The 14,070-nt window shown below is 68.6% G+C and carries 10 protein-coding genes; 7 read left to right on the top strand and 3 right to left on the bottom strand.

Annotated features, from left to right (window positions below; genetic code table 11):
* Positions 1-78 precede the first annotated feature (78 nt).
* The gene (locus FHP25_RS21375) at positions 79-2,106 is read right to left on the bottom strand and encodes a hydantoinase/oxoprolinase family protein (RefSeq protein ID WP_147848991.1); all 2,028 of its coding nucleotides are present in this window, start codon (positions 2,104-2,106) and stop codon (positions 79-81) included.
* Positions 2,107-2,198: 92 nt separating this feature from the next.
* On the opposite strand from FHP25_RS21375, the gene FHP25_RS21370 reads away from it, so the two are divergent.
* The gene (locus FHP25_RS21370; RefSeq protein WP_147848990.1) at positions 2,199-4,646 is read left to right on the top strand and encodes a GcvT family protein; all 2,448 of its coding nucleotides are present in this window, start codon (positions 2,199-2,201) and stop codon (positions 4,644-4,646) included.
* A gap of 255 nt (positions 4,647-4,901) precedes the next feature.
* On the opposite strand, the gene FHP25_RS21365 is transcribed toward FHP25_RS21370, so the two are convergent.
* Together FHP25_RS21365 and FHP25_RS21360 are read right to left on the bottom strand one after the other, a co-directional pair.
* A complete protein-coding gene (locus tag FHP25_RS21365) occupies positions 4,902-5,852 on the bottom strand; it encodes a PDR/VanB family oxidoreductase (protein ID WP_231712418.1) in 951 nt (316 codons plus the stop codon).
* Positions 5,853-5,878: 26 nt separating this feature from the next.
* Positions 5,879-7,201, bottom strand: coding sequence for a Rieske 2Fe-2S domain-containing protein (locus FHP25_RS21360; protein WP_218578490.1), 1,323 nt, complete (start codon positions 7,199-7,201; stop codon positions 5,879-5,881).
* Positions 7,202-7,475: 274 nt separating this feature from the next.
* On the opposite strand from FHP25_RS21360, the gene FHP25_RS21355 reads away from it, so the two are divergent.
* The 6 genes from FHP25_RS21355 to FHP25_RS21330 all read left to right on the top strand — a co-directional run bounded on the left by FHP25_RS21355 (position 7,476) and on the right by FHP25_RS21330 (position 14,051).
* Positions 7,476-8,462, top strand: coding sequence for a DODA-type extradiol aromatic ring-opening family dioxygenase (locus FHP25_RS21355; protein WP_218578489.1), 987 nt, complete (start codon positions 7,476-7,478; stop codon positions 8,460-8,462).
* A gap of 10 nt (positions 8,463-8,472) precedes the next feature.
* On the top strand, positions 8,473-9,996 hold the full coding sequence (locus FHP25_RS21350) for a carboxylesterase/lipase family protein (protein ID WP_178133678.1): 1,524 nt from the start codon (positions 8,473-8,475) through the stop codon (positions 9,994-9,996).
* Positions 9,997-10,049: 53 nt separating this feature from the next.
* Positions 10,050-11,153 carry a 4-oxalomesaconate tautomerase gene (locus FHP25_RS21345; protein ID WP_147849021.1) on the top strand — a complete coding sequence of 368 codons (1,104 nt, stop codon included), beginning with the start codon at positions 10,050-10,052 and terminating at the stop codon, positions 11,151-11,153.
* A gap of 179 nt (positions 11,154-11,332) precedes the next feature.
* A complete protein-coding gene (locus tag FHP25_RS21340) occupies positions 11,333-12,130 on the top strand; it encodes an ABC transporter ATP-binding protein (protein ID WP_147848988.1) in 798 nt (265 codons plus the stop codon).
* Entirely contained in the window at positions 12,127-12,966 is an 840-nt protein-coding gene (locus FHP25_RS21335; RefSeq protein ID WP_147848987.1) for an ABC transporter permease, read from the top strand. The genes FHP25_RS21340 and FHP25_RS21335 overlap by 4 nt, the downstream gene beginning before the upstream one ends.
* Positions 12,963-14,051, top strand: coding sequence for an ABC transporter substrate-binding protein (locus tag FHP25_RS21330; protein ID WP_147848986.1), 1,089 nt, complete (start codon positions 12,963-12,965; stop codon positions 14,049-14,051). Before FHP25_RS21335 ends, FHP25_RS21330 begins: the two co-directional genes overlap by 4 nt.
* The last annotated feature ends 19 nt before the right edge of the window (positions 14,052-14,070 follow it).

Here is a 14,070-nt window from a genome sequence, read left to right as displayed (position 1 = left end):
CAGCGAGGGATCTCCTGATGCAAGCGCACGGTGCGCCATTCGCCGAAGATCCTCGCTGCGCTCGGGATGACAGTGTGTTCATTGCGGGGAACGACATGTCTTCGTCACCACCATGTTGTCGGCGGCGTCGACCGTGGCCGACCAGCCGGATGGCACATAGGTTGTCGCGGTATAGCCTTCGATCACGGCCGGGCCGGCGATCGCCTGGCCGGCCACCATCGCCTCGGCGGCATAGCGCGTGCAATCGACCCAGCCATCGCCCTCGAAGACGCGTGTCGTCTGCGGCGCGCGCGGCGGCTGGCGCTCGCGCTCCAGGGTGGGCAGCGATTCGATCGGCAGGGTGGCGCCGACGCGCAGGGCCACGATCTCGATCGGCCGGTCGAGCCCGGCGCCATGCATGAAGACGCGATGATGGGCGTCGGCGAAACGCTCGGCGAGGTAGGCGACGTCCAGCGACTCCACGCGCGCCGCCTCGATCTCGACCGGCACCTCGAAGGCCTGGCCGACGAAGCGCATCTCCAGCATGTGCGTGAAGGCGAGATCGCCGGCCAGCCCCATGTCGCGGAACTGGGCGGCGAGCCGGATGCGCATCTCGCAGAAGCGGTCGCTGACATCCTCGGCCGCGGCGTCGTCCAGCTTCATCTTGCGCGTGACGGTATCGAACTTGGTGTAGTCGGACGCCACCAGCCCATAGGCCGAGATCACGCCGGGATTGGGCGGCACGACGATGGTGGTGATGCCCAGGTCCTCAGCCACCTTGGCGGCATGCAAGGGGCCGGCACCGCCGAACGGCACCAGCACGTAGTCGCGCGGATCGCGGCCGCGCTCGGTCGAGACGAGCTGGATGGCACGCACGATGTTGGCGTCGGCCAGGCGCAGCACGCTGGACGCCGCCTGCTCGATGCTCATGTCGTACTTGGCGCCGATCGGCTCGAACACTTGGTGCGCCGCTGTGGCGTCGAGCATCATGCGCCCACCCAGGAACGAGCCCGGCCGTATGGTGCCGATCACGACATGGGCGTCGGTGGTGGTGGCATCGCCGCCGCCCTTGCCGTAGCAGGCCGGTCCGGGATCGGCGCCGGCGCTCTGCGGGCCGACCCGCAGCATGCCGCCGTCATCGACCCAGGCGATGCTGCCGCCGCCGGCCCCCACCGAGACGATGTCGAGCACCGGCGTGCGGATCGGCAGGCCGTCGATCTCGGTCTCCGAGGCCAGCGACGGGCGGCCGTTCTCGACCAGGCACACATCGGTGCTGGTGCCGCCCATGTCGAAGGTAACGAGGTTGCGGAAGCCCGAGCGCTCGACCTGGCGCGTAGCGCCCACGACGCCGGCCGCCGGGCCGGAATAGAGCGCGGTGATGGCGCTGCGGCGCATGGCGTCGGCCGGCAGGCGGCCGCCGTTGGACTGCATCACGGTGAAGCGGCCGGCGAAGCCGTCGTCCGCCAGCGTGCGCGCGAACCGATCGAGGTAGCCGTCGATCACCGGCTGCACGTAGGCCGACAGCAAGGTGGTCGAGGCGCGCTCGTACTCGCGGAACTCGCGTACGATCTCGTGCGAGCACGTCACCAGGATCTCGGGCAACTCGGCGCGGATCAGCTCGGCGACACGCAGCTCATGCGCCGGGTTGGCATAGGCGTTGAGCAGGCAGATCGCGACGGCGCGATAGCCGCCAGCTTTCAGGGCCGGCACCAGCCGGGACTGCACCGCGCCCTCGTCGAGCGGCGCCTGGGCCGTGCCGTCGGCCAGCATGCGCTCCGGCACCTCGAAGCAGTCGCGCCGCCGCAAAGGCGGTGACGGCTTCTGGTAGGCGAGGTCGTAGATGTTGCGCCGGTCATGGCGCTGCAGGAACAGCAGGTCGCGGAACCCCGCCGTGGCGACAAAGGCCACCTTGGCGCCCTTGCGCTCCAGCACAGCGTTGGTGGCCACGGTCGAGCCATGCCCCAGGTCGGCGATCGCCTTGAGGTCCAGCCCCGAGGCGCGCAGCGCATCGAGCGCGCCGATATCGGGACTGCGCGGCGTGCTGGGCACCTTGGTGACCACGACCCGGCCGCCACTGACCGCGACCAGGTCGGTGAAAGTGCCGCCCACTTCGACGCCCACACGCATGCTGCTTGCCCTCATCGCCCATTTCATGTGAACCGTGGTTCAGTCTGACCAAGAGCGGCCAGCGTTGCAAACGGTATCGGGGGGGCGAAAACGTGAGCGACGACATCGTCTTGCCGGCACAGGCCCGGGTGGTGATCGTGGGCGGCGGCATCGCCGGGCTGAGCGTTGCCTACCACCTCACGCAGCTCGGCTGGCGTGACGTCCTGCTGCTGGAGCGCCACAAGCTCACCAGCGGCACGACATGGCATGCGGCCGGGCTGGTCGGCCAGCTGCGGGCGACCCACAACCTGACCCGGCTGGCAAAGTACACCGCCGAGCTGTTCGCGCGCCTGGAGGCCGAGACCGGGGTCGCCACCGGCTTCCGGCAGCGTGGATCGCTGGCGGTGGCGGCGACCGACGGCCGCTGGACCGAGCTGAAGCGCGGCGCTTCCATGGCCCGTCACTTCGGGCTGGAGGCGTATCTGCTGACGCCAGCCGAGTCGAAGACGGCGTGGCCGCTGCTGCATGTCGACGACCTCGTCGGCGGCCTGTTCATCCCCAAGGACGGGCAGACCAATCCGGTCGACACCGCGATGGCCCTGGCGCGCGGCGCGCGCGCCGGGGGCGCCCGCATCGTCGAAGGCGTGAGCGTACGCGGCATCGCGACCCGCAATGGGACCGTCGCCAGCGTACGCACCAGCCACGGCGATATCACGGCCGAGATCGTCGTCAACTGTGCCGGCCTGTGGGGCCACGCCGTGGGCCGCATGGCCGGCGTCGCGGTGCCGCTGCATGCGGCCGAGCATTTCTACGTCGTCACCGAGCCGATCGCGGGCCTGTCGCCCGACACGCCGGTCCTGCGCGACCCCGACAGCGCCAACTACTTCAAGGAGGATGCCGGCAAGCTGCTGGTGGGCTGGTTCGAGCCGGTGGCGCGCCCCTGGGACGAACGGCGCGCACCCGACGATTTCGCCTTCGGCACGCTGCCCGTCGACATGGATCACATCCAGCCACAGCTCGAGAAGGCAGCGACACGCGTGCCGCGCTTCGGCGAAGCCGGCATCCGCACCTTCTTCAACGGGCCAGAGAGCTTCACGCCCGACGACCGCTATCTGCTGGGCGAAGCGCCGGAGCTGCGCAACTTTTTCGTTGCCTGCGGCTTCAACTCCATCGGCATCCAGAGCTCGGGCGGCGCCGGCATGGTGCTGGCGCAATGGATCGTCGACGGCCATCCGCCGATGGACCTGTGGGATGTCGACGTCAGGCGCGCGATGCCGTTCCAGGCCAACCGTGCCTATTTGCGTGAGCGCACCACGGAGACCCTGGGCCTGCTCTACGCCATGCACTGGCCGCACCGGCAGGTCGAGAGCGCCCGCGGCGTGCGGCGCTCGCCGCTCTACGACCGGCTGGCGGTGCTGGGCGCCTGCTTCGGCGAGACGGCGGGCTGGGAGCGCGCCAACTGGTTCGCGGCGCCGGACCAGGCGGCGGAGTACGCGTATAGCTACGGTCGCCAGAACTGGCATGAGGCCTCAGGCGCCGAACACCGGGCCGCACGTCAGGCCGTGGCGCTGTTCGATCAGACCTCGTTCGGCAAGTTCCTGGTGCAGGGGCGCGATGCCGAGAGCGTGCTAGGCTGGATCTGCGCCAACGACATCGCCGTGGCGCCCGGCAGGGTCGTCTACACCCAGTGGCTCAACCCGCGCGGCGGCATCGAGGCCGACGTCACGGTCACCCGCATCGACGCCACCAGCTTCCTCGTCGTCACCTCGGCGGTCTGCCAGACCCGAGACCTCGCCTGGCTGCGGCGGCACACGCCTGACGACGCACACTGCACGGTGACGGACGTCACGTCGGGCCATGCCGTCCTGGGGGTCATGGGGCCGCGGTCGCGCCAGCTCCTGGCTGATCTCTCGCCGGACGATTTCGCCGACAGCGCCTTCCCGTTCATGACATCGCGCGAGGTCGACATCGGCCATGCCCGCGTGCGGGCGTCGCGCGTCACCTATGTCGGCACGCTGGGCTGGGAGCTGTACATCCCGATCGAGTTCGCAGCCCAGGTCTTCGACACGCTGTTCGAAGCCGGTGACGCGCACGGACTGACCTTGGCCGGCTATCATGCGCTCAACTCGCTGCGCCTGGAGTGCGGCTACCGCCATTTCGGCCATGACATCACCGACGAGACCACGCCCCTGGAAGCGGGCCTCGGCTTCGCCGTCGCCTTCGACAAGCCTGGTGGCTTCATCGGCCACGCGGCGCTGCAGGCGCAGCGCGGCCGACCGTTGTCGCGCCGGCTGGTGTCCATCGTCGTCGACGATCCGGAGGCTGTCCTGCTGCACGACGAGCCGATCTGGCGGGACGGCAGCCGTGTCGGCATGACCACGTCGGGCATGTTCGGCCATACGCTGGGCCGCAGCGTCGGGCTGGGCTACGTCCACCACGAGGCAGGGGTCGATGCAGCGTGGCTGGCCGCCGGAAGCTGGGAGGTCGAGATCGCCTGCGAGCGCTTTCCGTGCCGGGTGTCGCTGCGCTCGCCGGTCGACACCAAGGCGGTGCGATATTGACGCTCCCCTTCCCCGTTTGCGGAGAGGGTGCCCGAAGGGGCAGATAACAGGGCCATCGCAAATGGTCCGGCTGTCATCCCGAGCGCAGCGAGGGATCTCCTGCGAATGGCGCACCATGCGTCTTGCCGCAGGAGATCCCTCGCTGCGCTCGGGATGACATAAAGGGCACCAGCGCGGCATTCCCACGGCCACGGAGTTCCCCTCAAGCGCTTGCGGGGCACCTCCCCAACTGCGTGGGGGGGGGACGACTCACAATCACAGATCCAGCACCAGCACCTCGCTGCGGCTGCCCGAGCAGCAGATCATCATGCTGCGGCCGCCGGCCTTCTCGTCGTCCGAGAGGATCATGTCGCGATGGTCGGGCGTGCCCTCCAGCACCTGGGTCTCGCAGGTGCCGCAGACGCCCTGCTCGCAGGCGGCCTGCACGCGCAAACCGGCTGCGCGCAGCACCTCCAGGATCGAGGTGCCCGGCGGCACGACGATGCGCCGGCCGCTGCGCGCCAGCGCTACGACGAAGCCGCCTTGCACGGCCGGCGCGGTATCGCTGGTGAAGTATTCGAGATGCGTGCGCTCGGCCGGAACAGCGCCGGCTGCGGCGGCCTTGAAGGTAGCCATCATCGGTGCCGGGCCGCAGCAATAAAGATGGGCGCCGGCCGGCGCCGCGGCGACCACTGCAGGAAGATCGAGCAGCCGGCCGTCGTTCTCATCGTCGACATGCAAGTGCACGCGATCGCCTAGCGACAGCAATTCGGCCGCGAACACCGCTTCCGGTCGCCGGCGGACGGCATAGTGCAGCCGCCAGTCCTGGCCGATGGCCTGGGCGCGATGCACCATGCTGCGGATCGGCGTGATGCCGATCCCGCCGGCCACGAAGACCGATGACGCGGCTGCCTCGACCAGCGGGAAGTTGTTGCGGGGAAGGCCGACCTTCAGGATCGCGCCCACCTTCACCGTGTCGTGCACGAAGCGCGAGCCGCCGCGCCCCTGCGCCTCGCGCTTGATGCCCAGCAGGTAGCGATCGCGCTCGGCCGGCGCATTGGCGATCGAGTATTGCCGTACCAGCCCGTCCGCCAGGTGCAGGTCGACATGCGCGCCGGCGGTGAAGGGCGGCACGACGCCGCCGTCCGGGCGACGCAGCTCGAACAGGTTGCTGCCCTCGCCGCCAAAGATGATGGTGGCGAGGCGCATGTCGATCAGGTGGTCCACGGGCAGCTTGGTGCCCCCGAGCCCGTCTACTCGGCCGCCTGCGGCATCGGCGCCGGCCGTTCGGCGGTGCCGACCTGCTGGGCATAGGCGTCGCGCCAGTCGACACCGTCCTTCAGGATGAAGTAGCCGCTGCGCGATTGCATGAAGACATTCGGATCATCGACGCCCGGCGGCGCCGCGCCGGTGTCGCGGAACGCCCGTGCCGCCTGCAGCGCCCGGCGGCGGGTGCGGGCGATCATGCGGTCGGACGGGCCGAGATGCTCGAAGGCGTGATCGGTGATCGGCCCCATGCTCTCGGTGACGGCCTGGTCCTGCAGATGGATATTGTTGATGCCGGTGAAGATTCGGCCGTCGCGCTGCGCCTCGCGGTCGATGCCCCAGTCGTTGGCCTCGTTGCGCTTCAGCCGCCAGCGTCCGTACCAGTCCGTGGTGTTGGGCTGGTAGTCGTGGACACGATTGACGTGCAGCAGCACGGTGCCGTCCTTCTTGATCGGCTTCACGCTGGGCTTGGCCGACGCCCAGTGCAGGTGCACGAACATGGTGTTGTTGTCGTCCATCGGCACCCAGGCGCGCGCGCCGACATGGGTGGCGAACTCGCCTTGCGGCGTCTGCGTCCAGAACGGAAACATGTAGTTGGCGAAGCGCCAGTACGTGCCGCCTTCCTCGGCCGGGCGGTAGGCGGCATAGGTGGTTCCCCACGGCGAGTCGGCGACATGATACTCCGGCGCGCGGTTGAGCACCGTGTAGCGCAGCATGTCGTCAGGATCGAAATCCTCGACCTTCTTCTCGCCGACATGCAGGAAGCCGAAATGCGACGTGTCGATGTCGCCTTCCAGCCCCTGCAGCCAGTTGCACGACCGCTGGACGAAGTTGACCGTCATGTCGTGCGCCGGCAGCAGCGACGGCTCGATCAGCGGCAGCGGCGGCGCTGCCTTGCGATCGCCCATGTAGACCCAGATCAGGCCGTTGCGCTCGGCGGCCTTGTAGGCCTTGGCCTTGACCTTGTCCTTGAAGTCCTGGTGCGTCGGCACGCTCGGCATGTCGACGCAGTTGCCGTCGGCGTCGAACTTCCAGCCGTGATAGACGCAGCGCAGGCCGTTCTCCTCGTTGCGGCCCAGGAACAGCGACGCGCAGCGATGCGGGCAGCGATGATCCATCACGCCCACCCGGCCGCTGCTGTCGCGGAAGGCGATCAGCTTCTCGCCCAGCAGCATCAGCCGCATCGGATCACCGTCGGCCTTCAGCTCCGACGACATCGCCGCCGGCAGCCAGTATTGGCGCATGAAGTCGCCCATCACCGTGCCAGGACCCACGCGGGTCAGGTCTTCGCTGTCGCGCGCAATGCTCACGGCTTCTCTCCCTATCGGCGATGACGATGCCGACATCGTGCCGGCTGGTCCGCTGCATTCATGTCTATAATTTCGAAACGATATTCCATATTTTTCAAGCGGTCAATTGAACGGCCTCCAGCATGCGCACATATGACCTTTAATGAAACTTAATTCCAAATCAAATTGACCACCCCAAAGCGGCTGCGTATCGTCGCCGCCAACGAAGCCACAGACGACGTGACTCGCCGATCGGCACGGTCGCGAACGAGTGCTGGCCAGGAGGAAATACCCGATGGCAAAGCTTGTCCTCGGTATTGGCACATCGCACACACCGATGCTGAATGCGTCGCTGCAGGATTGGCCGCGTTTCGTCGAACGCGACAAGGATCGGCCGCATCTCGACAAGGAGGGCCGCAGCATCACCTATGACGGGCTGGTCGCCGCGGCCGGTCCGCACATCGCGGCCTATCTCGCGCCGGAGCGGATGGCCGAAAGCCATGCCACGGCGACGCGGTGCATGGCCGACATCACACACCTGCTCGAGGGCTCTGCGCTGGATGCGTTGATCGTCGTCGGCGACGACCAGAAGGAGCTCTACTTCGAGAACAACCTGCCCAGCGTCCTGATCTACTACGGCGAGACCATCCGCAACGCGCCGCGCCGGCAGAGCCAGCCGGACGACCCGTGGTTCATGCGCGCCTCGGCCCGCTACTATGAAGAGCGTGAACCACGCGATTTCCCGGTCGACTCGCGCCTCTCCCGTCACCTGATCCAGTCGCTGATCGACGACGATTTCGACATCGCCACCGCCAATGCGCTGCCCGACGGCACGAGCGAGGGCCATGCGTTCGGCTTCGTGCACAAGCGGCTAATGAACGGGTCGGTCCTGCCCGTCGTGCCGGTTTTCCTCAACACCTACTACCCGCCCAACCAGCCGACGCCACGCCGCTGCTACCGCTTGGGCCAGGCGATCCGGCGCGCCGTCGAAGCGTTCCCCGGCGACACCCGCATCGGCATCATCGCATCCGGCGGCCTGAGCCATTTCACAGTCGACGAGGAGCTCGACGGCACGGTGGTCAGGGCGCTGCGCGAGAAGAACGCCGAAAGCCTGCACGCGCTGCCGCGCAACAAGCTCAATTCCGGCAGCTCGGAGATCCGCAACTGGATCTGCGTCGCCGGCGCCGTCGAGACGCTCGACCTCGATTGGATCGTCTACCGGCCCGGCTATCGCACGCCGGCCGGCACCGGCACGGGCCTCTGCTTCGCCGCCTGGCGTTGAGGTCATGGCCATGCCCGACGCAGCGAGGCAAGACGACGGGAACGGGCGCACGCGCACGGCCCCGGTGCGGATCGACAGCGGGTCCGTGATCGGCAGCGACGGGCCGGTGCGCTGCTTCAAGGGCATCCCGTTCGCTGCGCCGCCGGTCGGCGAGCGGCGCTGGCGGCCGCCGCAACCCGCCGTGCCATGGAAGGGAGACCGGCTCGCCACTGCCTTCGGCCCCGATTGCCCGCAAGCGCCCAGCGCCGCCTCGCGCGGCGCCGGGCAGGACGAGGACTGCCTGCATCTGAGCGTATGGACGCCGGCGCGCCGTGCCGACGAGAAGCTGCCGGTGATGGTGTGGCTGCATGGCGGCGGCTTCACGGCAGGGAGCTCGGCCGACGCCCGCTCGGACGGGGAGAAGCTGGCGCGAAGCGGCGTCGTGGTGGTTGCCGCCAATTATCGCGTCGGCCTGTTCGGCTTCCTCGCCCATCCCGAGCTGAGCCGCGAATCGCCGCAGGGCGTTTCCGGCAACTACGGCCTGCTCGATCAGATCGCTGCCTTGCAATGGGTACAGCGCAACATCGCCGCGTTCGGCGGCGATCCCGGGCGCGTCACGACCTTCGGCGTGTCGGCGGGCTCGGCATCGCTGGCATTGCTGGCGACGTCGCCCCTGACGGACGGGCTGATGCACCAGGTCATCCTGCAAAGCCCCGGCAGCTTCCGCCCGCTGGCACGCCTGGCCGAGGCGGAGGCGCTGGGAAGCAGCCTGGCGCCGTCGCTCGCGGCGCTGCGCCAGCTCAGCGCCGCCGAGCTCTTCGCCAAAACCGCGCAGGCCGTGCCGGCGATGCGCGGCCTGACCAGCCCGCGGCTGCTGCGGCCGATCTGGGACGGTTGCGTGCTGCCGCAGGACGAGCGGCCAGCCTATCGCGACGGCCATTTCCAGGCCGTGCCGATGATCATCGGCAACAACAGCGACGAAGGCTCGATGCTGACCGCGCAATGGACAGTGCGCACGCGCGCCGACTACAGAACGCTGCTGGCGGAAAGCTTCGGTGCCATGGCCGAGGAGGCCCTCGCGCTCTATCCGGCGGAGACCGACAGCGACGTGCGTGCCGCCGTGGCTTGCGTGTTCGCCGACACGCAGTTCAATTTCGGCGTCCGCGGCGTGGCACGCGCCTCGATCCGTCAGCAACCCCGCACCTGGCGCTATGCCTTCACACGCCATCGCGCCGGCGGCCCGACGCCACCCAACCACGGCGACGAGGTGGGTTACGTGTTCGGCAACCTCGCGGCATCGCGCACCGGCGCAGCGCTGCCGTTCGATGCCCGCGACACGCACGTGTCCGACGCAATGATCGGCGCCTGGGCGCGGTTCGCAACGACTGGCGACCCCAATGGCGGCGCCCTGCCCGCCTGGCCCGTCTACGACACCGCCAACGATCCCTACCTCGAGCTCGGCGGCGCGATTGGCGCCGGCCATGGCTGGCGCACGCGCCACATGGATTTCCTCGACCGCTTCTACGACAGCCGCGCCGGCGGCGAGCGTGCATGATCGCGTATGGGTAGGATCAGGCCGCCACCGTCGACCATCGTGAGGGCATGGCCATGAGACAGACCGGCATTCGTTGCATGCTGATGCGCGGCGGCACCTCCAAGGGCGCCTACTTCCTGGCTGACGACCTGCCCCGCGAACCTGATGCGCGCGATCGCGTCCTGCTGGCCGCCATGGGCTCGCCCGATCCGCGGCAGGTCGACGGCGTCGGCGGGGCGCATCCTCTGACCAGCAAAGTGGCGGTCGTGAGCCGCTCGCAGCAGCCTGACGCCGACATCGACTTCCTGTTCGCCCAGGTCAGCATCGATCAGCCGGTCGTGGACACCACGCCGAACTGCGGCAATCTGCTGGCCGGCATCGGCCCCTTCGCCATTGAGCGCGGCCTGATCGCGGCACGCCATCCGGAAACCCGCGTGCGCGTGCGCACGGTCAACACCGGCACCCTGGCCGAGCTGGTGGTCCGGACGCCCGACGGCGACATCGCCTATGACGGCGACGCTCACATCGACGGCGTGCCCGGCACCAGCGCGCCGATCAGCATCAATTTCCTCGATGCCGCCGGCTCGGTCTGCGGCAGCCTGCTGCCGACTGGCCGTATCGTCGACATCGTCGATGGCGTGGCGCTGACCTGCATCGACAACGGCATGCCGGTAGTCGTGCTGCAGGCGCAAGCTGTCGGCATCTCCGGCTACGAGGACCGCGCCGCGCTCGACAAGGACACGGCGCTCAAGGCGCGAATCGAGACCCTGCGTCTGGCCGCCGGCCGGCTCATGGGCCTGGGCGACGTCAGCCGCAAGGTGGTGCCGAAGATGGCGCTGCTGGCGCCGCCGCGTGCCGGCGGCCATGTCTGCACGCGCAGCTTCATCCCGCACGAGTGCCATGCCGCGATCGGCGTGTTCGCAGCCGTGTCGGTGGCGACCGCCTGCGTGCTGCCCGGCGCGCCGGCGCACGCCGTGGCGCGCATGCCGGAAGGCCGCGTCAAGCACCTGTCTGTCGAGCACCCGACCGGTGAGTTCACCGTCTCGCTCGAGGTCGGCGGCAGCGAAGATGCGCCGATCGTCGAGCGTGCCGGCCTGCTGCGGACGGCTCGCGCCCTATTCGACGGGACGGTTTATGTGCGGCCGGGCCTGATCCAGGCGGCACGCGACGCGGCATGAGTGATCAATCCAAAAATGGAAATCAATTCCATATTCCATTGACAAGCAGTTTTCGACTGTCTTGAATGTCCTCGTTCGGAGCCGATCGAGGGCATCGCCCGACCGGCGAGAGGGAGCCGCGGATTCCCGTCTCGCACCCCACAACAAAAAGCCGCCGGCGCGCGGCACAGGGTGGAACGATGACGGGCCAGGCGGACGCGCCGCATATTTCGGTTGACCATGTCAACAAGCGCTTCCAGACGGCAAGCCGTGCCCAGCTCCAGGCGCTGAAGGACGTATCGTTCGCGGCCACGCGCGGCGAGTTCATCAGCATCGTGGGCCCCAGCGGCTGTGGCAAGTCCACGCTGCTCTACATCGTGGCCGGCCTGCTCGATGCCAGCGACGGCACCGTGACCGTCGATGACGAGCGCGTCACGGGGCCATCGCCCGAGCGCGGCGTGGTGCTGCAGAACTTCAGCATCTTCCCGTGGCGCCGCGTGATCGACAATGTCGCCTACGGTCCGGAGATGCGCGGCGCATCCAGGCAGGAGCGCCGGCGGATCGCGCGGCAGTATCTTGAGACCGTCGGACTGGGCGAGTTCGCCGAGTACTTCCCGCGCGAGCTGTCCGGCGGCATGAAGCAGCGCATCGCCATCGCCCAGATGCTGGCGTGCAATCCCAGCATCTTCCTGATGGACGAGCCTTTCGGCGCGCTCGACGCGCTGACGCGGGAGGTGCTGCAGGAGCAGCTGCTGCGCCTGTGGGAGCGCGATCGCAAGACGGTGCTGTTCGTGACCCACAGCATCGACGAGGCCGTGCTGCTGTCGGATCGCGTCATCGTGATGGCCACGCGGCCCGGACGCATCAAGGAGATCGTGCCCATCGACCTGCCGCGGCCGCGGCGGGCGGAGGAGATCCGTGCGCTGCCGCAGTTCGGCACGCTGCGCAGGCACATCTGGGCGTCGATCCGGGCCGAAACGCTGGAGATGATGCAATGAAGCCCGATAGCGCCGCGCAGGCGGCGCCCCTGCCGCGGCCGTCCAGCCGCCCGACCCTGCCCGCCGGCCTCGTGCGCTGGCTCCATGCCGTGGCGCGCTACTATCCGGTCGCGCTGATCCTGCTGCTGTGGGAGCTGTGCTCGCGCATCGGCCTGTTCGACCCGCTGTTCGTGCCGGCGCTGAGCGACGTGCTGCAAACCTGGTACGTCGAGATGTTCGTCACGCACGACCTGCTGGTGCATATCGCCTACAGCTTCGGCCGCGCCTCCATCGGCTTCGCGATGGGCGCCACCGTCGGCATCATGGTCGGCATCCTGATGGGCCGCGTGCGCGCGATCGAAAGCTTCGTCGATCCGCTGATCTCGGCCATCTTCCCGACGCCCAAGCTCGCGATCTTCCCGCTGATGATGGTGTTCCTGGGCATCGGCGACGCCTCGAAGATCGCGCTGATCTTCCTGGGCTGCTTCTTTCCCATCGTGATCGCCACCTATGCCGGCGTGAAGAACGTCGACAAGTATTTCATCTGGAACGCCCGCACCAAGGGCGCCAACAGCCGCCAGGTGATGTGGACCGTGGTCTTCCCGGCGGCGATGCCGTTCGTCTTCGCCGGCCTCAGGACCGCCATGCTCACGGCCTTCCTGCTGATCGTGGCCTCGGAGCTGATCGCCGCCAACGAAGGGCTCGGCTACCTCATCATCTTCGCCCAGCGCACGTTCAACCCGACCCTGATGTTCGCCGGCGTGCTCACGGTCTCGACCATGGGCTTCATCGCCGACCGGCTGCTGCAGGCGCTGGGCCGCCGCCTGTTCCGCTGGCAGGAGCAGGCCGAGCGGTGACGCAGGATTTGCCGGCTGCGGCCCTCGCCCGCCGCGCCCTGCTGCTGGCGGCACCCCTGGTCATGCTCGGGACGGTGCCGGCCGCGCTGGCGCAGGCGGAAGCCGTACCCGTGAGGTTCGCCTACAACCCGTCGGCGCCGATCGGCACCTACATCGCCGCCACCGGCACGGATGCCTTCGCGCGCGAAGGCATCCGGCTGGACACGCAGCGCTTCTCCGAGCCGGCGGCGGCGCTCGATGCCATCGCCTCGCGCCAGGTGCAGCTCGGCGGCATCGGCTTCGCAGGCGCCCTGCAGGCGATCTCGCTGGGGCAGAAGCTGCGCATGATCGCCGCCTTCGAATACACCTTCACCGACACGTCCGGCCATCCCTGGGAGGCGGTCTTCATGATCGCGCGCAAGGATGCCGCCGTCCGCTCGGTGAAGGACCTGAAGGGCAAGAAGGTGGCGATCCTCGGCGTGTCGTCGACCTGGTACCTCGCCCTGCGCGACGCCGGCGTGGACGTGCGCGATATCACCTTCCTGTCGATGCCCTACACCCAGATGGCCGGCGCGCTGACCCTGGGCCAGGTGGACGTCGCCACCATCACCTCGACCGAATACGTGCGCCTGGGCCAGCGCCTGCCGGTCGACGTCGTCATGACCGGATCGCAGCTCACCGGGCTGAAGCTCGACCTCACGCAGGTGATCGTGGCGCGCCACGACTGGCTGCGGGAGAACCAGCCCCTAGCCGTGAGCTTCCTGAAGGCGATGCTACGCACGCGCGCCTTCATGCGCCAGGACATCGCCGCCAACGAAGGCGCCACGATCAAGCGCTTCATCCGCGAGCAGCTCAAGTTCGATGATCTGCTGACCGATACGTTCTATCGCTATCGCGCCGGCTACGCCGGTCGCGAGCTGGCGTTCGTGAACGATCTCGACGTGCCGCGCCACGTCGTCGACGTCTATGCCCGCACCTTGGAGGGCGCCGGCCTGCTGCGCGGCGCCAAGCCTGCCGGCTTCGACCTGGCCGTCGACCTCACCTACCTCAAGCGCGCCCATGCCGAGCTCGGCCTGCGCTGGGACGACGCCAAGACGCTGGACTGAACCGCAGCGTCAGGAACAC

Origin of the sequence: Vineibacter terrae (assembly GCF_008039615.1) — a bacterium.
Taxonomy (GTDB): Bacteria; Pseudomonadota; Alphaproteobacteria; order Reyranellales; family Reyranellaceae; genus Vineibacter; species Vineibacter terrae.
Note: the sequence above shows the minus strand (reverse complement) of the source record. Positions and strands in the feature narration are given on the sequence as shown.